Annotated in this window: 20 protein-coding genes; 9 read left to right on the top strand and 11 right to left on the bottom strand. The window is 65.6% G+C overall.

The window, feature by feature from the left end; all coding sequences use genetic code 11:
* Positions 1 to 8: 8 nt before the first annotated feature.
* Complete coding sequence (locus tag FHY55_RS12515) at positions 9 to 737, top strand: SDR family oxidoreductase (RefSeq protein WP_140014514.1); 729 nt, start codon at positions 9 to 11, stop codon at positions 735 to 737.
* A gap of 89 nt (positions 738 to 826) precedes the next feature.
* Entirely contained in the window at positions 827 to 1,594 is a 768-nt protein-coding gene (locus tag FHY55_RS12510; RefSeq protein ID WP_140014513.1) for a hypothetical protein, read from the top strand.
* 39 nt (positions 1,595 to 1,633) lie between these two features.
* Here the strand turns inward: FHY55_RS12510 and FHY55_RS12505 are convergent, their stop codons facing one another.
* Positions 1,634 to 2,650, bottom strand: coding sequence for a Gfo/Idh/MocA family protein (locus FHY55_RS12505; RefSeq protein WP_140014512.1), 1,017 nt, complete (start codon positions 2,648 to 2,650; stop codon positions 1,634 to 1,636).
* A 104-nt stretch (positions 2,651 to 2,754) separates the two neighbouring features.
* Here FHY55_RS12505 and FHY55_RS12500 point away from each other — a divergent pair, with 104 nt between their 5' ends.
* A complete protein-coding gene (locus FHY55_RS12500; protein WP_140014511.1) occupies positions 2,755 to 3,777 on the top strand; it encodes an SIS domain-containing protein in 1,023 nt (340 codons plus the stop codon).
* A gap of 74 nt (positions 3,778 to 3,851) precedes the next feature.
* On the opposite strand, the gene FHY55_RS12495 is transcribed toward FHY55_RS12500, so the two are convergent.
* The 8 genes from FHY55_RS12495 to FHY55_RS12460 form a co-directional block, all read right to left on the bottom strand.
* On the bottom strand, positions 3,852 to 4,916 hold the full coding sequence (locus FHY55_RS12495; RefSeq protein WP_140014510.1) for a Gfo/Idh/MocA family protein: 1,065 nt from the start codon (positions 4,914 to 4,916) through the stop codon (positions 3,852 to 3,854).
* A 4-nt stretch (positions 4,917 to 4,920) separates the two neighbouring features.
* A complete protein-coding gene (locus FHY55_RS12490; protein WP_140014509.1) occupies positions 4,921 to 5,868 on the bottom strand; it encodes an ABC transporter permease in 948 nt (315 codons plus the stop codon).
* Positions 5,868 to 6,821, bottom strand: a complete 954-nt coding sequence (locus FHY55_RS12485; protein ID WP_140014508.1) for an ABC transporter permease — start codon at positions 6,819 to 6,821, stop codon at positions 5,868 to 5,870. Before FHY55_RS12485 ends, FHY55_RS12490 begins: the two co-directional genes overlap by 1 nt.
* On the bottom strand, positions 6,818 to 8,299 hold the full coding sequence (locus FHY55_RS12480; protein ID WP_140014507.1) for a sugar ABC transporter ATP-binding protein: 1,482 nt from the start codon (positions 8,297 to 8,299) through the stop codon (positions 6,818 to 6,820). Before FHY55_RS12480 ends, FHY55_RS12485 begins: the two co-directional genes overlap by 4 nt.
* 66 nt (positions 8,300 to 8,365) lie before the next feature.
* A complete protein-coding gene (locus FHY55_RS12475) occupies positions 8,366 to 9,391 on the bottom strand; it encodes a substrate-binding domain-containing protein (protein ID WP_140014506.1) in 1,026 nt (341 codons plus the stop codon).
* Positions 9,392 to 9,437: 46 nt separating this feature from the next.
* Positions 9,438 to 10,352, bottom strand: a complete 915-nt coding sequence (locus tag FHY55_RS12470) for a sugar phosphate isomerase/epimerase (RefSeq protein ID WP_140014505.1) — start codon at positions 10,350 to 10,352, stop codon at positions 9,438 to 9,440.
* A 16-nt stretch (positions 10,353 to 10,368) separates the two neighbouring features.
* Positions 10,369 to 11,517 carry a Gfo/Idh/MocA family protein gene (locus tag FHY55_RS12465; protein WP_140014504.1) on the bottom strand — a complete coding sequence of 383 codons (1,149 nt, stop codon included), beginning with the start codon at positions 11,515 to 11,517 and terminating at the stop codon, positions 10,369 to 10,371.
* A gap of 42 nt (positions 11,518 to 11,559) precedes the next feature.
* The gene (locus FHY55_RS12460) at positions 11,560 to 12,285 is read right to left on the bottom strand and encodes an SDR family NAD(P)-dependent oxidoreductase (protein WP_140014503.1); all 726 of its coding nucleotides are present in this window, start codon (positions 12,283 to 12,285) and stop codon (positions 11,560 to 11,562) included.
* A gap of 205 nt (positions 12,286 to 12,490) precedes the next feature.
* On the opposite strand from FHY55_RS12460, the gene FHY55_RS12455 reads away from it, so the two are divergent.
* Positions 12,491 to 13,618, top strand: a complete 1,128-nt coding sequence (locus FHY55_RS12455; RefSeq protein ID WP_140014502.1) for a zinc-dependent alcohol dehydrogenase family protein — start codon at positions 12,491 to 12,493, stop codon at positions 13,616 to 13,618.
* A 16-nt stretch (positions 13,619 to 13,634) separates the two neighbouring features.
* Here FHY55_RS12455 and FHY55_RS12450 read toward each other — a convergent pair whose 3' ends face one another.
* Positions 13,635 to 14,768, bottom strand: coding sequence for an FAD-binding oxidoreductase (locus tag FHY55_RS12450; protein ID WP_140014501.1), 1,134 nt, complete (start codon positions 14,766 to 14,768; stop codon positions 13,635 to 13,637).
* 61 nt (positions 14,769 to 14,829) lie between these two features.
* The gene (locus FHY55_RS12445) at positions 14,830 to 15,591 is read right to left on the bottom strand and encodes a DeoR/GlpR family DNA-binding transcription regulator (RefSeq protein WP_140014500.1); all 762 of its coding nucleotides are present in this window, start codon (positions 15,589 to 15,591) and stop codon (positions 14,830 to 14,832) included.
* A 275-nt stretch (positions 15,592 to 15,866) separates the two neighbouring features.
* Here FHY55_RS12445 and glpD point away from each other — a divergent pair, with 275 nt between their 5' ends.
* From glpD to FHY55_RS12420, 5 genes are all read left to right on the top strand, one after another.
* A complete protein-coding gene (glpD, locus tag FHY55_RS12440; RefSeq protein WP_254695296.1) occupies positions 15,867 to 17,480 on the top strand; it encodes a glycerol-3-phosphate dehydrogenase in 1,614 nt (537 codons plus the stop codon).
* 9 nt (positions 17,481 to 17,489) lie between these two features.
* Positions 17,490 to 18,578 (top strand): ABC transporter ATP-binding protein, encoded by a 1,089-nt coding sequence (locus tag FHY55_RS12435; RefSeq protein ID WP_140014498.1) that lies wholly within the window; start codon positions 17,490 to 17,492, stop codon positions 18,576 to 18,578.
* Between the two features lie 9 nt (positions 18,579 to 18,587).
* Positions 18,588 to 19,667, top strand: coding sequence for an ABC transporter ATP-binding protein (locus FHY55_RS12430; protein ID WP_140014497.1), 1,080 nt, complete (start codon positions 18,588 to 18,590; stop codon positions 19,665 to 19,667).
* Positions 19,668 to 19,818: 151 nt separating this feature from the next.
* On the top strand, positions 19,819 to 20,691 hold the full coding sequence (locus FHY55_RS12425; RefSeq protein WP_140014496.1) for a carbohydrate ABC transporter permease: 873 nt from the start codon (positions 19,819 to 19,821) through the stop codon (positions 20,689 to 20,691).
* Positions 20,688 to 21,533 (top strand): carbohydrate ABC transporter permease, encoded by an 846-nt coding sequence (locus tag FHY55_RS12420; protein ID WP_140014495.1) that lies wholly within the window; start codon positions 20,688 to 20,690, stop codon positions 21,531 to 21,533. The genes FHY55_RS12425 and FHY55_RS12420 overlap by 4 nt, the downstream gene beginning before the upstream one ends.
* Positions 21,534 to 21,538 lie beyond the last annotated feature (5 nt).

Genomic DNA, 21,538 nt, shown 5'->3' with positions numbered 1-21,538 from the left:
GAGAGAAAATGGCATCACGTTTCGAAGGCAAGGTTGCAGCCATCACCGGCGGCGCTTCGGGGATTGGGCTGGCCACCGCAGAGGCGCTGCTGGGGGAGGGCGCCACCGTGGTGCTGGTGGACCGCGACGAGGCCGCTCTGGCGCGGCTGACCGAGCAGCACGGGGCCCGCTGCCTCGCGCAGGTCACCGACCTGCTTGATGCCGAAAGCTGCAACGCGATGGTGCCCGAGATCCTCGCCAAGATCGGGCAGATCGACATCTTGCATTGCAACGCGGGCAGCTACATCGGCGGCGATCTGGCAGACACCGATCCAGCCACCATCGACCGCATGCTCAGCCTCAACATCAACGCGGTGATGAAAAACGTCCACGCCGTCATCCCCCATATGAGCGAGCGCGGCACCGGCGATATCATGGTCACATGCTCCGTTGCCGGGCACGCCGCGATCCCGTGGGAGCCGGTCTACTCCGGCTCGAAATGGGCTATGACGAGCTTTGTGCAAATCATGCGTCGGCAACTCATGGGCAAGGGCATCCGGGTGGCGCAGGTGTCGCCCGGGCCGGTGCACTCGGCGCTGCTGGCCGACTGGCCCGAGGAGAACCTGCGCAAAGCCAAGGAAAACGGCGCGCTGCTGGAGCCGGGTGAGGTGGCCGATGCGGTGGTGTTTGCCCTTTCGCGCCCGCGCAACGTGACCATCCGCGATATGGTCGTGCTGCCCTCCAGCTTCGACATTTAGGCCTGAGCCCGCCCCCCCCCCGAGAGCCACAGCTTGACCGCAGCCCACCTTCTGCCTCACTCTTCCAAAGAGCCAGCCCCGGGTGTGCCATGCGTTTCTCGGCCCTTCTCCTCGCCCTCGTCACCCTCGCCGCCACCCCGGCGCGCGCGGAGCTGCTGCACCGCCTCACCCTTCAGGGCCTTCGCGGTGTCTCCATCGCCTATGACGCGCAGGTCTGCGGGTTCTGGGTCGCCACCGAGGGGCGCGAGGTGATCCTGCTCAACACCGCTGGCGAAGAGATCCTGCGGTTTGACAGCGGCTTGTCTCAGGTGCGCAGCCTCACCGCCGAGCGCGCTGCGCTCCTGCTGGCCGATGGCTGGGGCGGCTTTCGTCGGGTCGACAGGTCTGGCCGCCCGATCGACAGTGATTTCTCGCTTTCCGCCACCCTCTCCGACACGGAAGGCCTGCACGCCGATGCCGACGGCAGCTATCTGGTGGTCGAGGATGACCCCTCCCGCCTGTTGCGCGTGGCCCCGGACGGCGCGGTGCTGATGGAACTCTGGGGCGATGGCTTCAGCCCGCCGATGATCGAGCCGCAGGGGGTGGAGCGTGATCCGTTCTCCGGCAACATCCTTGTGGTGGATGACAACGAAGGCCTCAACGCGCTTTTCGAACTGTCGCCCGAAGGCGAGGTGTTATCCGTCACCCCGCTCTCGCAATGGGGTCGCGACGCCGAGGGCGTGGCCCTGCAACCCGAAACCAGCACCCTGATGATCGGCTTTGACGGCGGCAATGCAGTGGCCATCTTCGATTGGCGACCCACCGGGCGCTCCATCGAAACCCCGCTTGCCCGAGGGCCGGATTGCGCGTTTTCGTAGCCCAACCGACATCGGCCAACGCCGTCGACGGTGCAAAGGCTAAAGCGTAACCACCGCGCCGGTGCGAATGCTCTCATCGGCCGCAAGGCAGATCGCAAGGCTTTGCACCGCATCCTCCGCATGGCGCGCAAGGTCGATATCCTCGGCAATGGCGCGTAGCAAAAACGCCTGCTCGGCATCGCAAAGCGCCTGATGGTCCGGCTCAACGGGCAGGTCGATCACCTCATCACCCCCGGGCCGATGCAGCTTGAGCCCACCCACCCGGGTATGCCCCTCGATCTCCGAAGAGCCGCCCTTGTCGCCATCCATGATCGAAACGGACCCTGCAGGGCTGACGATATCCTTCACGAAAAACGCGGTCTCCGACATCATCGGCCCCCAACCGGCCTCATACCAGCCCACCGAGCCATCCTCGAACACCACCTGAAACTGGCCGTAGTTATACATATCCGCCGCGATCTCATCGCTCAGCCGCAGCCCCATGCCATGCACCCGCAGGGGCCGCGCATCGGTGATCTGGCACATCACATCAACATAATGCACGCCGCAATCCACGATGGGCGAGGTGGTGCGCATCAGCGCCTTGTGGGCCTCCCATTCCGCACCGCTGGATTGCTGGTTGAGGTTGAGGCGAAACACATAGGGGCCGCCCAGGGCACGCGCCTCGACGATCAGCCGCTGCCACGAGGGGTGATGGCGCAGAATATAGCCAACGGCGAGCTTGCGGCCCGTGGCACGGGCGGTGTCCGCCACCCGGCGAGCATCTTCCACCGTGGCCGCCAGTGGCTTTTCCACAAACACATGCGCGCCAGCCTCCATTGCCGCAATGGAATAGTCGGCGTGGCTGTCGGTATGGGTGGCAATCACCACAAGCTCGGGCTTCAGGGCCAGTCCCTCTTCCAGAGTGGCAAGCACCGGATATCCCGCCAGCGCATCCGGCAGGTTGGGCGCCGAGCGGTTCACCAGCCCGATGATCTCGGAGGCTGGGTTGGCGTGGTGGGCCAGCGCATGGCTGCGCCCCATATTGCCAAGGCCCACGATGAGCGTGCGTGTCATGCGCTATCTCCCTTCCGCCGCGAGACTGGCCCGGCGCAGCGGAGAGGGCAAGCATTGTGCCCGGGGGGCAGGCCGGGCAGGGTGGTACGAACGGAGGAGAGGCGATGAGCGACAAAAGCCTGATGCGCCGGGAGATCGAGGAGATCCCGGCAGCGGTGGAGCGGTTGCTGACGGCGGGGGCGGTGCCCCGGGTGGCGCGGGCGGTCGTGGCACGGGATCCGGCCTATTTCATCACCGTCGCGCGCGGCTCCTCCGACCATGCCTGCACCTTCTTCAAATACGCTGCCGAGCTTGTGCTGGGGCGCGTGGCGGCCTCTGTCGGGCCCTCTGTCGCCTCTGTCTACGCCGCGCCCCTGCGGTTGGAGGGGGCGGTGGCGCTCTCGGTGTCGCAATCGGGCGGCAGCCCCGACATCGTGGAAATGACCCGCGCGGCCCGGGCCGGTGGCGCGCTGACACTGGCGCTCACCAACACTCCGGCCTCGCCGCTGGCAGAGGCTGCGGCGGAGGTGGTGGATATCTGCGCCGGGCCCGAGCGCTCGGTGGCGGCGACCAAGAGTTTTGTCACCTCCGCACTGGCGGCGCTCTGGCTGGTGGCCGAGGTGGCGCAGGACGCGGCGCTGCTGGCGGCGATCCATGCGCTCCCCGAGACATTGGCGCGCGCGGTAGAGGCCGACTGGAGCGCGGCGGCAGAGGCGATGGACGCGGGCGGCTCGCTCTATGTGCTGGGCCGGGGGCCGGGCTGGGCGATGGCGAGCGAGGCGGCACTGAAGTTCAAGGAATGCTGCCAGACCCACGCCGAGGCCTATTCCTCCGCCGAGGTGTTGCATGGCCCGGTAAGCATCGTAGGGCGCGGCTTTCCCGTGTTGGCGCTCGCCTGCGGCGATGCGGCAGAGGCGGGCGTGGCCGACATGGCCGACCGATTGGCCGGGCAGGGGGCTCAGGTATTTGCCACCACCGCACTGGCACAGGCGGCCCACGTGCTCAAGGCCCCGCGCACTGGCCACGGGCTGACAGACCCTCTGGCGCTGATCGTCGCCTTCTACGCGATGGCCGAAGCCGTGGCCCGCGCCCGAGGGCTGGACCCGGACGCGCCACCCCACCTTCGCAAGGTCACGCAAACGGTCTGAAGCCTGAGATGGCGCGCTCTAGCCGCCCTGGCCGATAGGGCGAGGCGATTGGCATCTGTGAACAGGCAGCAAGCTCATGCCAGCAATTTCAGCGTCCGCTTCTCGGCGGCCGATTGCGCCGCAGTGTCAATAATCCGCTGTGCGGTGAGGCAAAGCGCCGGGTCAAGCGGGCCGTCGATGGCACCGCCGCTCTTCAGGCGTGAGAGCATGAACTCCACAGGGTTGCGCTCGCCCTCGGGCAGCGGCTGCACCGGCAACGCATGCACCTTGGGCTTGGCGCGGGTTTGCAGGGTGACGTGATCGGCATAGTCGAGGCTGGTGAGCGTGCCTTCCGCGCCGATGAAGGTGAAGCCGCAGGCGGGCTGGGGCTGGGTGATCCACGGGTCAGTGAAGGTGCCCCAGCGGGTTTCCATCTTGCTGAGGCCCTTGGCGTAGCGGCAGATGGTGATCGAGTGCTGATCCACCTCGATGCCCGGCGTTTCGTCGACCACGCAGGTCACCTCCAGCGGGGCCGCGCCATTCATGAACCACGTGCCCAGCGTCGCGCCATATCCTAGGTAATCGAGCAGGGAGCCACCGCCGGAGTCGCGTTTGTACCACCAGCTCTCAGGCTTCTGCCGCTCCACCTCCTCGGGCGTCACCTCCACCTTGTCGGCGAGGTGAAACAGCGGCCCCCGGTTGCCGCCATAGCTGCGCACTTCCAGCAGCTCGCCAATCTCCCCGGCGTCTACCAAGGCCTTCGCCGTCACATGGCTCTCCACCCAGCGCAGCGGCCAGTTGATCGCCATGCGCCCGCCGCCCGCCTCCATCGCGGCGATCATCCGGCGGGCCTCATCGGCAGAGGCCGCAAAGGGCTTTTCAACCATCAGGTTGCAGCCCGTAGGCGCGATGCGCTCGGCCATATCTGCATGGCTGGCGGTGGAAGAGCAGAGAATGGCAAGGTCCGGCGCGGTGGCCAGCGCAGGGTCCAGCTCGGTAAACACCCGGCTTTCGGGCACGCCAAAGGCCTCCACCGCCGCCTGCATCCTCTCCCTGTCCGGATCATAGAGCGCGCATATCTCCGCCTCCGGGTGCGCGTGAACCATCCGCAGCAGGTCGCCCATATGCATGTGGTCAAAGGAAATTCCGGCGATCTTCATCACGCTACCTCGTGTCGGTGAGCCGCAGGTGAATGGCCGCAACGCCAAGGATGATGCCGCCAAACAGAATGCGCCGCGCCCCCTCGGGCATATGCAGCAGCGTCAGCATGGTGCCGAGCACGGTAAGGATCAGCGCGCCCACGATGGTGCCCGCATAGCCGCCCCGCCCGCCAAAGATCGAGGTGCCCCCGATCACCGCCGCCGCCACCGAAGGAAGCATCAGCGGCACCGCGAGCGAGAGCGAAGGCGCCTTGATGAGCCCGACATAGAGCAGCCCCGCCACCCCCGCGATCAGCCCCGACAGCCCGTAAAGCGCAAGGTGAACCTGCCAGCTCCGCACCCCCGCCAGCCGCGCCGCGCCCTCGTTGTCGCCCATGGCATAGAGCAAGCGGCCAAAGCCTGTGCGCTTTTGCGCAAAGAGGATAAGCGCCGCGAAGGGGACAAACAGCACCAGCGCGTTCGGAAAGCCCCATGTCCGCCCGGTGCCGAGCCACGCAAGGCCATCAGGCACGACAGACCCGGTGGCGATCACCGTGCTCTGGTAAACCTGCAGGCACCCCGTGCCGATCAGCCCGGTGCCCAGCGTGATGATCAGCGGATGCACCCGGAAAAAGCCCACGCCGATGCCGTTCAGCAGCCCGATCATCACCGAAGGCACCAGCGAAAGCGCAATCGCCCCGGCGGCCCCGTAAAACGGCACCAGCGTGGCCATGACGAAGCTGGAAATGGTGGCGACGATGGCGGCGGAAAGGTCGATCCCGCCGGTCAGCATGGTCAGCGTCTGGCAGGCGGCCAGCATGGCCAGCGGAATGGCGAATTTCACCGTGTTGGCGATCCACCGTTCGCCCACGATGCCGGGGCGCATGATCTCAAGGATGCCGACAAGCAGCGCCAGCAACACCAGCAGCGGAATGATCGGATGATCGCGCAATAGGGCCTTGAGCCTGTCCATCACAGCTTTCCCTTCGCCGCGAGCAGCCCGCCGATCATGACGACAACCACCATGATCGTGCCCTCGATGATCGCTGAAACATTGGGATCAACGCTCAAGAGCGTCAGGTCCATCCGCACCAGCCGCAGTATGAACACCGCAATCAGCGGGCCCAGCAGCCCGCCCTTGCCGCCACCCAGCACCACGCCGCCCAGCACCACGGCGGCCACGCTCGCCAGCAAGTAGGGCCCGGGTATCGGCTCGCCTATGCCGGTGGACAGCGTCAGCGACAGCCCCCCCATTGCGGCAAACACCCCCGCAAGCGCATAGGCCACGATCCGGGTGCGCCCCACGTTCACCCCCGAGCGAAAGGCCGCCAGCGCATCCGAACCCACCGCATAAAGCGAAAGCCCCGTGCGCGAGCGCCGGATCGGCAGCCAGACAATGGCCACCAGCACCAGCAAAAACACCAGCGCGCGCGGCACCCCGCCAAGGCCCGGCACCGGCAAGCCGCCAATGATGAACCCGCGCAGCCACTCTGCCGCATCGCCACCCGGCGCGTTGAGGATCAGCAGAGCTACGCCCTCCCAAACAAACAGCATCGCCAGCGTCACCACGATGTCGGGCACGCGGGTGATGTTGATGAGCAAGCCATTCAGCGCGCCCATCCCGGCCCCCATCGCCAGCACCAGCAGCACGATCCCGGCAGAGATCGCCCCGCCATTGCCTTCCATCAGCACCGCTGCCGTCACCGAGCAGACCGCCATCATCGAGGCGATGGAGAGGTCGATGCCCCCGGCAATCACCACCACCGCCTGCGCCACGGTGGCAAAGGCAAAGGGCAGGGCGGCGCGGGCAAGGCTTTCCACCCCGCTCGCGCCGAAGGTCGGCTGTATCAGCTTGGTCGCGAGGAAGAGGGCCGCGAGGATCACCGCAAGCCCGGTGATCCACGCATGCTTGCGCAGCGCTTTCATGCCGCGTCTCCCGTCAGCCCGTAGGCGGCGCGCATCAGCCGCGCCTCATCGGCCTCTGCGGCGGGCATGGTATCGACCACGCGGCCATTGAAGATGACGATGCAGCGGTCGCAGGCCAGTTGAATTTCCTCCAGCTCGGAGGAGTAGAACAGCACCGCGGCGCCCCCCTCGGCCAACTCCCGCACCAGCGGGTAGATCTGGCGCTTGGTGCGCACGTCGATGCCCCGGGTCGGGTCAAACAGCAGCAGGGTGTCGCAGCCGTGGGCGAGCCAGCGCCCGATCGTCACCTTCTGCTGGTTCCCGCCAGAGAGGCGGCCCACCTCGCCCTGCGCGCGGGTATCAATCTGAAGCCGCTCGATGGTGCGCGCCACCACCTCGCCCTCCCGTTTCATCGAGATCGGACCCCAGGCTCGGGCACGGGCCGAGAAGGGCAGGGCGAGGTTGTCTCTTACGCTTTGCTGCATGGCCAGCGCATCGGCCCGGTTGCCGGGCACGAAAGAGAGGCCGGCGGCAATCGCATCCGCCGGGTGCGCAAACCGCCGCGCCGCGCCTTCCACTTCAATCACGCCCCGGTCGGGCTTGCGGGCGCCTGCCAGCACCTCAAACAGCTCGTCCTGCCCCTGGCCCTCCAGCGCCACCACGCCCAGCACCTCGCCGGGGTGGAGCGCAAAGCTCACGTCCCTGAGCTGCCCGCCTGCACCAAGCCCCTTCACCGCCACACGCGGCGTGCCCTGCGGCGCGGTGGCTACCCGCTCGGCGGCGCTCTCACCGGGCTTGATCACCTCGCCCAGCATCAACTCAACAATCGGCTCCTCCGCGCCCTCCGCAATCGGCACCTCGCCCACGGTCGCCCCATCGCGCAGCACCACGGCCCGCTGGCACACCTGCGCGATCTCCGCAAAGCGGTGCGATATGTAAATCACCGAGCGCCCGGCCTCGGCCTGTTGCTGCACCACCTTCAGCACCGCCTCCACCAAATCGGTCGGCAAGGCGGCTGTCATCTCGTCGAGCAGCAGCACATCCGGCTCAGACGCCAGCGCGCGGGCAAGGTCGATGATGCGCAGCGTGGCCAGCGGCAGGCTGTGGATCATCGCGGATAGGTCAAACCCCGCAAAGCCCAGCTCCCCCATCCATGCGGCAAACCTGGCCGGATCGGTTCCGCCAAGGCGCAGGTTGTCGCCCACGTCCAGATCGGGGATCAACGAAGGCTCCTGATAGACCGGCACCAGCCCGCTCTTGCGCGCCTCCGCGGGCGAGCCCACGGCCCGCTCTGCTCCGCGAATGCGCACATGCCCGCCATCAGCCTTCAGCGCTCCGGTCAGGATTTTCACAAAGGTCGATTTGCCCGCGCCATTGGCCCCCATCAGGGCCACTATCTCACCCCGGCGGATCGTCAGAGCGGCGCCCTTCAGGGCCACCACCGCGCCAAACCGCTTCTCTACGCCGCTGGCGTCCAGCAGCGGAGCCTCATCTGCCATATCGCCTCGCTTCACATGCATTTCAGAGGTTTGGCCGGGCACGTTCATGCGCCCGGCCGAAGCGATCTATTCGCCCGGGCCCTTGCAGGCGATGATGTCTTCCATCGTGTAGTCGGTCCAGCCGGGGATCTGCACCGAAACCGGCCACTCCGGGTCCAGATCGGGGTTCTGTGCCGCCGCGATCTGCTCCTTGCCGGCGTCGTCGTTGTTGGCCCAAAGGCTCGGGTCCACCAGCACCACGCGCTCTTCGGGGGCCTCACCTTCAAGGATCTGCAGCGCCAGCGTCACCCCCGCGCCACCGATCGAGCCGGGGTTGGTCACCGCCGCGCCGGTCAGCCCCTCCACGTTGGCCAGCTGGCCCACGAACCCGGCATTGTCTGCGCCCACCACGGGCACCAGCTCCACATCGCTCTCCACCAGCGCATCGACGATCACGTTGTCGATGCCAGAGGTCCAGATGCCGTCAAACGGGATGCCGGTGGCGATGTAATCAAGGATCTGCTGCTTGCCCTTGTCCTGCTGCCAGCCGGTAAAGACCTCCTGCGCAATCTTCACATCGGGAAACTCCTCCAGCGCCCGTTTGAAGCCCTTGTCGCGGTCGTCATCCGCCGCAGCCCCCGCCGCGCCGCGCATGTAAACCACCTCGCCCGAGCCGCCGATGGTTTCAAACAGCCACTTTGCGCCTAGGTAGGCGTATTCTTCCTGGTTGTTGCTCAGGATATAGGCACCATCCGCGTTCACGCCCTGATCGACGGCCACCACAACGATGCCCTTGTCGGTCGCTTCCTTCACCGCATCGGCAATGCCATCGGGGTTGGCAGGGTTCACCACAATCGCATCCACGCCCGCTTCGATCAGGTTGCGGATGTCTTCCGACTGGCCCGCCGCATCGGTGTTGCGATGGGCGATGTTGAGGCTGTCGACCTTGCCCGACACCAACGCCTGCGCCTTCATCGCGCAAACCATCTCTTCGCGCCAGCCGTTACCCTGCACCGTGTTGGAAATCCCGATGGTGTATTCGGCAGCCGCCATGCCGGTGAGCGCCATCGTCAGCCCCGCTGCGGCGGTTGTGGCTTTCAGTAGTGTCTTCATGGTTTTCCCTCCCTAGGAAAAGTGAATATTCAGACAGTTACACGAGTTACTTGATGTAGGGTTGCAGCACGTCACGGGCGAGCAGAAAGCCCCGTTTCACCGCCTCCTCATCGGTCTCGAACACCTTGTCCTCATGCTCGATGATCACCGGCCCATTATAGCCCGCACGATAAAGCCCGGAGAAAAATCCGGGCCAATCCACATCCCCCAGCCCCGGCATGCGCGGCACCTGCCAGCCCATGCCAACGCTCATCACGCCATTCTCATAAAGCCCGTCCCGGTCGATCATCACGTCCTTCGCATGCACATGGGCCATGCGGGGGCCGAACTCCTTGATAAAGCGGGCCTGGTCGATCATCTGCCAGACAAGGTGCGACGGGTCGAAATTCATCCCCACCGCATCGCCCCATTCTTCGAAGATGCGCCGCCAGATCTTCGGGCTGTAGGCAATGTTGTGCCCGCCGGGCCATTCATCATGGCTGAAGATCATCGGGCAATTCTCAAAGCAGAGCTTCACGCCCGCGTCCTCGGCATGGCCGACGATAGGCGAGAAAATCTGCCTCGCCCGTTGCCAGTTTTCGTCTACATTCAGTGACTTGTCGCCACCAATGAATGTATTCACCACAGGCACCGAAAGTGTGGCAGCCGCTGTGATCACATGCTTGAGGTGGCTGATCACCTCCTCGCGGTGCGGGGCGTCTGCGTGCAGCGGGTTCGGGTAGTACCCCAGCGCCGAAATCGAAACGCCCAGCTCGGCCAACCCGCCGGTAATCTCCTGCGCCTGTCCCTCCGACAGCCCGTTACAATCAATGTGCGATGTGCCCGCATAGCGCCGCGCCTCACCGCCCGAGGCGGGCCAGCAGGCAACCTCCAGCAGCCCCATGTCCACCTCAGCCGCCCATCGCGCCACCTCCATCAAAGGAGCGGTCTCGAAAGGGGCCGTCAAAATGCCAAGTTTCATGTTTATATTCCTTGTCTTATCCGCCGATCTTCACCCATGCGCCGCTTTGCGCACTGGCAAGGACCGCCTCGCAGAATTCCATCTCAAAATGCCCGTCGGCAAAGCTCGCCCAGGTCGATGCTTCCTGCCGCCCGCCCGCCAGCACATCGCTGTAAACTTGCGAGAACAGGGCAAAGAACGTGTCAGCAAAGCCTTCCACATGCCCGCCGGGCAAATGCGCCGCCGCCGCGCCCGTGGCGTTCATCAGCGCCGCATCGCGTTGCAAAATCTGGTTCGGGCCGTCGCGGTGCCCAATGAACAGGTGGTCCGGCGTTTCCGAGTTCCACTCCGCGCTGGCCGTGCTTCCGGCAATGTCCCAGCGCAGCGAATTCTTCCGCCCCGGAGACACCTGGCTTACCGTCAGAGAGCCCCGCGCTCCGGAGGGATAGCGTAGCAATATCAGCGCGGTATCTTCCGTGGTTACCGTAACCTTCTCGGTCGCGCCGGAAGCGGCGGTAAAGGTTTCCACCGGCCCCGTTGGCTTGTCGCGCTGCTTGAGGAAGGTGCTCAGCTCGGCCAGCACCGCCACCGGCTTTTCGCCCGCCACAAAGCTGGTGAGGTCGGCCCAATGGGTGCCAATGTCGCCCACCGCCCGCAGGTCGCCCCCCTTGTCGCCCTCCAGCCGCCAGTTCCAGTCGGTCGGCTTGGCGAGCCAGTCCTGCACGTAGTGGCCGGTAATCAGGCGCAAATCCCCAAGCTCACCTGCCGCAACCATGCCCCGCGCCTGCTGGTTCAGCGGGTAGAAACGGATGTTGTAGCACACCGCACAGACCAGCCCCGAAGCCTCGGCCAGCGCCACCAGCTCAGCCGATTGCGCCGCCGTCATAGTCAGCGGCTTTTCGCAAACCACATGCTTGCCCGCCTCGATCAGCGCCTTCACCTGCGGGTAGTGCAGGTGGTTGGGTGAGGTCACATGCACCGCCTGCACGCTCTCATCGGCGCAAAGCTGCTCCAGCGTGTCAAACGAGGCCACGCCCAGCCCAGCCGCCGCCTTCGCGCCGCGCTCGGGCGAAGAGCCCAACACGCCCCGCAGATCCACCCCCAGCCGCCGCAGCGCCCAAACGTGAACCGTTCCAATAAAGCCGGTGCCGATCACGGCAACGCCGATGCGCGAGAAATCCGTCATCGCGTTTCGCCCCAGAGCGGGGCGCCTCCCTGTGTGAAAGTCTCAAACAACCGAGTAGCCCCCGTCAACCGGAATGCATGCTCCCGTCATGAATGCTGCCGCCTCCGAGGCCAAAAACAGCACCGGCCCGGCGATATCCTCGGGCTGGCCCCAGCGGCCCAGCGGGGTGCGGGCGTTCACATTGGCCACATGTGTCGCGTCTTCGCGGCTCCGGGCCGATTGCGCCGTTACAATGAAGCCCGGCACCACCGCGTTCACCCTGATGCCATCCTCTGCCCAGGCGATGGCGAGCGACTTGGTCAGCTGCTGCACCGCCGCCTTTGAGGCCCCATAGGCCGGGTTCTTCGGGCTGCCGAACCCGGCATACATCGAGGCGATGTTGATCAGGCTGCCCTTGGCCTCGGCCAGTTGCGGCCGAAAGGCGAGGGCGCAGCGCATGGTGCCGGTCAGGTTGATGTCGACCACCTTGGAAAAGAACTCCGGCGCCATCTCCTCGCCCCGCGCCGTGATCGCCGCGCCGTTCACCAGCACGTCGAGCCGGGGCATGGCGGCAGAAAGCGCCTCCACGGCGGCACCGTCTGTTACATCAAGCTGGCGATAGGCAAAGCGGGCGGCATCCTCGGGGGCAGGGGCCGCCTCAACGCCGGTAATCGTCACCTCTGCGCCCGCGTCCTGAAACGCCCGTGCAATGGCCGCGCCAATGCCCGCGCGGCTTGCACCGATCACCAGAACACGCTGCCCCTCAAAGGCGGCGCTCACCTGATGCATCCTTTCGGCGTGATGCTGTGCATCTCTTCCCCCAAGGCCCTTTTCGGGCCGTGTAATCGTTTACATTGCGGGGTAAACTTCCCGCGGCGGCAGCACTTGTAAACGATTACAATCTCGCCCCGGCGCGGCAGCCTTGTCAAGCGGGGATGGACAAGCCCGGGGTGCGGCGCAATGGTGCCGGGGCAAAAGTCAGGGAGATTTGCCAATGAAAACGCGGGTGGCGCTTCTGCGCGAAATGGGGGCCGCGCGGCCCTATTCTCAAAGCAAACCGCTGCAGATCGTCGAGGCCGAGCTTGCGCCTCCGGGGCCGGGGGAGTTGCTCGTCAAGATGGCCGCCGCCGGGCTCTGCCATTCCGACCTTTCCACCATCAACGCCGACCGCCCGCGCGAGATGCCCGTCGCGCTTGGCCATGAGGCCAGTGGCGTGGTGCAGCAGGTCGGCCCCGGCGTCACCCGCTTCGCACCCGGTGATCACGTGGTGCTGGTCTTCGTGCCCACCTGCGGCCAATGCCTGCCCTGCGCCGAGGGGCGCCCCGCGCTCTGCGAGCCGGCGGCAGTCGCGGCGGCGGCTGGCACGCTGATGAGCGGCAAAAAGAAGATCTCGGTCGATGGCACGGCGGTAAACCACCACATCGGCGTCTCGGCCTTTTCCGAGCACGCGGTGGTGGCCGAAGGCTCGGCGGTGAAGATCGACAAGGACATCCCCCTCGACAAGGCCGCACTTCTCGGCTGCGCGGTCCTCACCGGGGTCGGCGCCGTCATCAACGGCGGCCATCTCGAAATGGGCCAAAGCTGCGCCGTTGTCGGTCTCGGCGGGGTCGGCCTCGCCGGGTTGCTCGGGGCGATAGCTGCGGGGGCAGGGCAGGTGGTCGCCTGCGATATCGCCGAAGGCAAGCGCGCTTTCGCACTGGAGCTCGGCGCACATCTGGCCGTGGATCCGGCCGAGCCCAACGCGGTCGAAAAGCTCAAGGAAGCCACCGGCGGCGGCGTCGATCTGGCCGTTGAGCTTGCCGGCGTGGTGCCCGCGCTCGATTTCGCCTGCAAGATCACCCGGCGCGGCGGCGTCACCGTCACCGCGGGCCTTCCGCACCCGTCAAAGGTGCTCGAGGTGCCAGTGGCCGCGCTCACCGTCAGCGACGCCACGATCCGCGGCAGCTACGTCGGCTCCTGCGTGCCCAAGCGTGACATCCCCCGCTTTGCCCGGATGATGCAGCAGGGCCAGCTCCCGATCGAAAAGCTGATGACCCACAAGATCAAGCTCGACGAGATCAACGAAGGCTTCGAGCGGCTGGCCGCAGGGCAGGCGATCCGCCAAGTCATCGAATTCGACTGAGCCGCGCGCCCCGGCCTCAGCCCGCCAGCGCGGCCCTGCCCGGCGCGATGGTCTCGGCGCTGAGGCCGGTATCACCCACCGCCTCTGCCACCGGGCGGCCCAGCACCAGCTTGGCCGCAAGCCGGGCCATGCCGGGCGAGGTCTGCACGCCGGTGCCCCCCTGGCCCGCCAGCCAGAAAAAGCCCGGCGCCCCCGGCGCAAACCCCACCACTGGCAGGTGATCGGGCGCAAAGCTGCGCAGCCCGGCCCATTTGCTCTCGATCCGGCGCACCTCAACCGCGCAGGTGGTCATCAGCCGGTCCGCGCAAATCGCCACGTCCATCTCCTCGGGCTGGGCATCGCAGGGGGCGGAGGGCGTTTCATCTGCCGGAGAGGCAAGCAGCCGCCCGGCATCGGGCTTCACATAGAAGTCTTCCGCCGCATCCACGATCATCGGCAGCGCCGCCACGTCGATCCCCTCTGGCGCCGCCACGGTGATTGCCGTGCGCCGCTTCGGCTGAAGGCCCACGCGTGCCACACCGGCCATCCCGGCCAATTCGTCGGCCCAGGCCCCAGCCGCGTTCACCACCACGCCCACCCGCAGGCTCTCGTCGCCCAGCGTCACCCGCCAACCGCCGCCCTCACGCACAAGCGCCGTCACAGGCGCACCCATCCGCATCTGCGCGCCCGCCGCCTTGGCCTGCCGCAAGAACCCCTGAAGCAGCGCATGCACGTCAATGTCGCTCGCGCCCTCGTCCAGAAAAGCGCGCTTCACATGGCCCCGCCGCAAGATCGGCGCACGCGCCTCAGCCTCTTCGCCAGTCATCCAGATCAGCCGGTCCGGGTCACGCATGTGCCCCGGCAGGGCCTCCAGCGCAGCAAGCTGATCCTCGCTCGCCGTGCGCATCAATCCACGCGGGGTGAGCAGCGGCACATCGGCAAATCCCTCCGGCGGGGCGTCGAAAAACGGGCGGGAGAGGGCGGTAAGCGCCTGCATGGCGCTGCTGCCATAGCCCGGCGCGAAGAGCGCCGCCGAGCGGCCCGAGCTGTGGTATCCCGGCTGCCGCTCCGTCTCGATCAGCACCACCGAGGCGCCCTTGGCGATTTCTGCCGCGGCCGAAACCCCGGCGATCCCGCCACCTATCACCGCAACGTCGAAGTCTGTCTGCATGTCCGGGCTCCCTTCGCGCCAAGACCTGCCCGGATCGGCGGCGGCGCACAAGGGGCAGCCCTCAGCCGCAAACCTCCACGCCCGTGCCCCAGCCGTCGCAAAGTGCGGCCAGTTCGGGCGCAAGCGGCGCATCGGTGAAAAAGCGATCTATCGCGCCCAGCGAGGCGATGCGGGCCGGGGCGGTGCGCTGAAACTTCGAATGATCAGCCACCAGAAAGGTGCGGCGCGACTGGGCCAGGATCGCCTGACTCACGCCCACCTCCTGAATGTCGAAGTCCAGCATATCCCCCTCCCGGTCGATCGCCGAGCAGCCCACCACCGCCAGATCGAACTTGAACTGCTGGATCGTTTCGCTCGCCAGCTTTCCCACAAGCCCGCCGTCCGAGCGGCGCAGGCTGCCGCCCGTCACCACAATTTCGCAGTCCGAGTTGGCGGCAAGAATGTTGGCCACGTTCATGTTGTTGGTGACAACAAGCAGGCTGCGGTGGTGCATCAGCTCACGGGCAACCGCCTCGGTGCTGGTGCCGATGTTCAAGAATATGCTCGCATTTTCAGGGATTTGCGCGGCACAGGCCCGGGCAATGGCGGCCTTGCCCTCAAGGTTCAGCGAGCGCCGCTCCTCGTAGCCGATGTTATGGGTGCCCGAGGCCAGGATCGCCCCGCCATGCACCCGCTCGATCTGCCCGGCATCGGCCAATTCGCTCAGATCCCGGCGGATGGTTTGCAGCGTGACGCCAAAGTGCTCGGCCAGCCCATCGACCGTGACCTTGCCGTCGCGACGGATGATGTCGAGCATTTCGGGGTGGCGGAAGGCTTGGCTCACGCGTGGTCTGTCCTGATCTTCAATGTTCGTTTCTTTTCGCATGCGGCTCGAAGTTCGGCAAATGGTTTTGCCACGAAAGGGCAGGGGAGAGGCGCGGAAGGTGGCAATTCATGTTCTCCTTCAAAGCGGTCGCTGCAATGCGGCGATTTCCGCTGCCTCGCGGCAAGCCTATGTTTGCACGCGACAAAATCAAAAACGAAAAGAAACGAACATTTCTGCTTTCGTTACACGGCGACTCGGTGCATAAATCGGCCCAGCACACTTGGGAGGGATCTGTGCCAGAGGGGACACCCGCACAACCGGTCGATCTGTTCGTAATCGGCGGCGGCATCAACGGATGCGGCGTCGCGCGTGATGCGGCGGGCCGCGGTCTGTCTGTCACCCTGGCCGAAATGAATGATCTCGCACAGGCCACCTCGTCTTCCTCTACAAAGCTGTTCCACGGCGGTCTGCGCTACCTTGAGTTCTTCGAGTTCCGCCTCGTGCGCGAAGCCCTCAAAGAGCGTGAAGTGCTGCTGCGTAATATGCCCCACATCTCATGGCCAATGCGATTTGTGCTGCCTTATCATCGGGATATGAGGTTTGAGAAGGCCACGCCTACCTCGCGCCTGCTCTCCTTCGTCATGCCGTGGATGAAGGGCCGCCGCCCCGCATGGCTCATCCGCCTCGGCCTCTTCCTTTACGATCACCTCGGCGGCAGAAAGATCCTGCCCGCCACCCAAACCCTCAGCCTGCCCGACTCGCCCGAGGGCGTGCCGCTGCAAGAGCGGTTTCTTCACGCCTACGAGTATTCCGATTGCTGGGTCGAAGACTCCCGCCTCGTGGTGCTCAATGCCCGCGATGCCGAGGCCCGCGGCGCCCGCATTCTCACCCGCACCAAGGTGCTCTCCGCCGCCGTCGAAAACGGCATCTGGCGGGTCGAAACGCAAAATACCGAAAGCGGCGCAACCACCACCCATCACGCCCGCATGCTGGTCAACGCCGGCGGGCCGTGGGTGGGCGATATCCTCAGCCACACCATCCGCTCCAACTCCACCGAGGGCGTGCGGCTGGTGCGCGGGTCGCACATCGTCACGCGCCGCCTCTACGATCACGACAAGGCCTATTTCTTTCAGGGCGAGGACGGGCGGATCATCTTCGCCATTCCGTATGAGCAGGATTTCACCCTGATCGGCACCACCGAATGCGATCACGAAAGCCCCGATGAGCCGCCCCGCTGCACCGATGAAGAGCGCGACTATCTGATCGACTTCGCAGGCCGCTACCTCGCCGCCCCGATCACCGCCGATGATATCGTCTGGAGCTATTCCGGCGTTCGCCCGCTCTACGACGAGGGCACCGCCTCTGCCACGGCGGCGACGCGGGATTATACGCTGAAGGTCGATACCTCTGCAGGCGCCCCCGTGCTCAACATCTTCGGCGGGAAAATCACCACCTACCGCCGCCTCGCAGAATCCGCGCTCGAAAAGATCGCACCGCATTTTCAGGGCCTTGGCCGCAAGTGGACAGAAGACGCCCCGCTGCCCGGCGGCGATTTCGCCCATGATGGCGCACCCGCCCTTGCCGAGGCGCTCACCGCCGATTACCCCTTTCTCCAGCCCGCACAGGCCGCGCGCCTTGTCCGCGCCTACGGCACCGATGCCCGCAAACTGCTGGGCGCGGCCAAATCCGTCTCCGATCTGGGGCAGGACTTCGGCGCAGGGCTGACGGGGGTGGAGGTAGATTGGCTGATGGCCCATGAATATGCCCGCACCGCCGAGGATATCCTGTGGCGGCGCAGCAAGCTGGGCCTGCGGCTCACGCCCGAACAGGCCGGGGCGCTGGAGACATACATGAAAAGCCACGCCAAGAAACAAGGGCGCGATGCACGCCCGGCGGCGGCGGAATAGGGGAGAGGCATGGTTCTGGAACTCAAATCCGTGAGCAAGATGGTGGGGCGTGATACGCACATCCACCCCACGGAGCTGACCTTGGAGAACGGCACGATGAACGTGCTTCTCGGCCCCACCTCATCAGGCAAAACCAGCCTGATGCGCCTCATGGCCGGGCTCGACCAACCCACCGAGGGCCGGGTGTTCTGGAACGGCGAAGACGTGACGGGCATGCGCGTGCAAGACCGGCAGGTGGCCATGGTCTACCAGCAGTTCATCAACTACCCCTCGATGACGGTTTACGACAACATCGCCTCCCCCCTGCGCCTTCAGGGCAAGGACCGCGCCACCATCGACGCCGCCGTTCACAAGACCGCCGAGATGATGAAGCTCACCCCCATGCTGGATCGCAAACCGCTGGAGCTTTCGGGCGGCCAGCAGCAGCGCTGTGCGCTCGCCCGTGCGCTGGTAAAGGGGGCAGGGCTGGTGCTGCTCGACGAGCCGCTGGCCAACCTCGACTACAAGCTGCGCGAGGAACTCCGCGTCGAGATCCCTAAAATTTTCGAGGAATCCGGCGCAATCTTCGTCTACGCCACCACCGAGCCTGAAGAAGCCCTCCTGCTCGGCGGCAATACCGCAACCCTCTGGGAAGGCCGCGTTACCCAGTTCGGCCCCACGCCGGATGTTTACCGCCGCCCGGTCGATGCCACCACCGCGCGGGTCTTCTCCGACCCGCCGATGAACTTCCTGCAAGTCTCGAAAACCGGCGCAAAGCTGATGTTCGGCGAGGGCCAGTCCGCTCCCGCCGCCGGCGCACTCTCCGAGTTGCCCGATGGCCGCTATCTCGCGGGCTTCCGCCCCAACCACCTCGAAATCAGCCAGCACAGCCCCGAGGCCATGCACTTCAACACCCGCCTTTCCGTCACCGAGCTGACGGGGTCGGAAACCTTCGTGCACCTCGACCACGCTGGCGAGCGCTGGGTCGGGCTGGTGCATGGGGTGCATGATCTCGCACCGGGAACCGACCTCGCCGTCTGGCTCGATCCCTCCCACGTTTACATCTTCGATGCAGAGGGGGCGCTGGTTGCACCGGCCTCCTATGCGGCGGCGGCATGAGGTAGAGCCATGGCCCAGATCACGCTAGACAACCTCGCCCATTCCTACCTCGCCAACCCGGCGAGCGAGGATGATTTTGCCCTCAAGGAGCTCAACCACGTCTGGGAAGATGGCGCCGCCTACGCCCTGCTTGGCGCCTCCGGTTGCGGCAAGTCCACCTTGCTCAACATCATTTCCGGCCTGCTCCAGCCCTCCCGCGGGCGCATCCTCTTTGGCGACCAGGACGTAACCCACGCCGCCACCGCCGAGCGCAACATCGCGCAGGTGTTCCAGTTTCCGGTGGTCTACGACACGATGACCGTGCGCGATAACCTCGCCTTCCCGCTGCGCAACCGCGGCCATGACGAGGCCTATGTCGCCGAGCGCGTGGGCGAGATCGCCCGGATGATCGGTATGGAAGAGGTGCTTGCAAAAAAGGCCCGTGGCCTCACCGCCGACGCCAAGCAAAAGATCAGCCTCGGCCGGGGCATGGTCCGCAAGGATGTGAACGCGCTGCTCTTCGACGAGCCGCTCACCGTGATCGACCCCCACATGAAATGGGAGCTGCGCACCCAGCTCAAACAGCTCCATCACGACTTCGGCCACACGATGATCTACGTCACCCACGACCAGACCGAGGCGCTCACCTTTGCCGACAAGGTGGTGGTCATGCACGATGGCCGCGTGGTCCAGATCGGCACGCCCGAAGAGCTTTTCGAGCGCCCCGAGCACACTTTCGTGGGCTACTTCATCGGCTCCCCGGGGATGAACCTGATCCCCGCCAAGGTCGAGGGCAACCGCGCCTATATCGACGGCGCCGAGCTGGCGCTGGCCCATGGCTACGGCGACCTTCAGGGCCGCGTGGCCCTCGGCGTGCGCCCCGAATACGCCAAGCTCTCCGCCAGCGAGGGCCTGCCGGTCAAGGTCCGCCGGGTGGAAGACGTGGGCCGCCACAAGATCGTCCGCGCCGAGTTTTTCGGCAATGAGATCAACGTGATCGCAGGGGAGGGGGATGAGATCGGCGCCGACATGACCCGCGTTGCCTTCGACCCGGCCCATGTGAACGTCTACGCCGACGACTGGCGCGTCAGCCCTGAGGTGGCGGCATGATGCACCACGGAATCTTACCCCGCGCCGCCGCCGGCAATCCCGCCATCCTCGGGCTTGCCCCGAGGATCTCCCCGATCCGGGCGGACCATTCCTCAAGAGATCCTCGGGTCAAGCCCGAGGATGACCACCGCGCAACCGGAGGCACCGCCTGATGGAAAAGACCCAGAACAACAAGGCGTGGTTCCTCGTCCTCCCGGTCCTGATCCTCGTCGCCTTCTCCGCCGTCATCCCGCTTATGACCGTGGTCAATTATTCCGTGCAGGACACTTTCGGAAACAACGAGTTCTACTGGGTCGCGCTGGAATGGTTCGAGGAAATGCTCGAGAGCGACCGGATGTGGAACGCGCTTTGGCGGCAAATGGCCTTCTCCGGCATCATCCTCGCCATCGAAGTCCCGCTCGGCATCTTCGTCGCGCTGAACATGCCCAAGAAGGGCGTATGGGCCTCCGTCTGCCTCGTCCTCATGTCGCTGCCGCTGCTGATCCCGTGGAACGTGGTCGGCACCATCTGGCAAATCTTCGGCCGGGTCGACATCGGCCTGCTTGGCCACACCCTCGCCGCCATCGGGATCGACTATAACTACACCCGCGACGTGCTGGATGCCTGGATCACCGTAGTAGTCATGGATGTCTGGCACTGGACCTCGCTCATCGCGCTCCTCGCCTACGCCGGCCTCCAGAGCATCCCCGATGCCTTCTACCAAGCCGCCAAGATCGACCAGGCCAGCCGCTGGAAGGTGTTCCGCTACATCGAGCTCCCGAAGATGCAGGGGGTGCTGATGATCGCCATTCTGCTGCGCTTCATGGACAGCTTCATGATCTACACCGAGCCATTCGTGGTCACCGGCGGCGGGCCGGGCAATGCCACCACCTTCCTCTCCATCGACCTCGTGAAAATGGCCATCGGCCAGTTCGACCTCGGGCCAGCCGCCGCCTTCTCGATCATGTATTTCCTCGTGATCCTGCTGGTAAGCTGGGTGTTCTACACGGTCATGACCAACCTCGACAAAAGGGACGCGAAATGACTGACGCCACCCTGACCCCCGCCGCCAAAGCGCCGCGCGTCCGCGTCAAAGGCTCGGCCATCGTGATGGGCCTCTACCTGCTGTTCCTCCTGCTGCCGATCTACTGGCTGCTGAACATGAGCCTGAAGACCAACGCCGAAATCCTCGGCGGCTTCAGCCTCTTCCCGCAGGATCTGACCTTCGCCAACTACATGGTCATCCTGACCGACCCGAGCTGGTACATGGGCTATGTGAACTCGCTGATCTACGTGGTGATGAACACGGTGATCTCGGTCGCCGTGGCCCTCCCGGCAGCCTACGCCTTCAGCCGCTACCACTTCCTCGGCGACAAGCACTTCTTCTTCTGGCTGCTCACCAACCGCATGGCCCCGCCTGCCGTCTTCGCGCTGCCCTTCTTCCAGCTCTACTCCTCGGTCGGCCTTTTCGACACCCACATCGCCGTGGCCCTCGCGCACTGCCTCTTCAACGTCCCCCTCGCGGTCTGGATCTTGGAGGGCTTCATGCGCGGCGTCCCCAAGGAAATCGACGAAACCGCCTATATCGACGGCTACAGCTTCCCCCGCTTCTTCGTCAAAATCTTCATGCCCCTGATCGCGAGCGGCATCGGCGTCGCCGCCTTCTTCTGCTTCATGTTCAGCTGGGTCGAACTGCTCCTCAGCCGCACCCTCACCACGGTCGACGCCAAACCCATCGCCGCCACCATGACCCGCACCGTCTCCGCCTCCGGCCTCGACTGGGGCGTGCTGGCAGCCGCCGGCGTGCTCACCATCGTCCCCGGAGCGCTGGTGATCTACTTCGTGCGCAACTACATCGCCAAGGGCTTCGCCCTGGGGAGGGTGTGATCAAA

The sequence above is a fragment of the Oceanicola sp. D3 genome (genome assembly GCF_006351965.1).
Classification (GTDB): domain Bacteria; phylum Pseudomonadota; class Alphaproteobacteria; order Rhodobacterales; family Rhodobacteraceae; genus Vannielia.
Note: the sequence above shows the minus strand (reverse complement) of the source record. Positions and strands in the feature narration are given on the sequence as shown.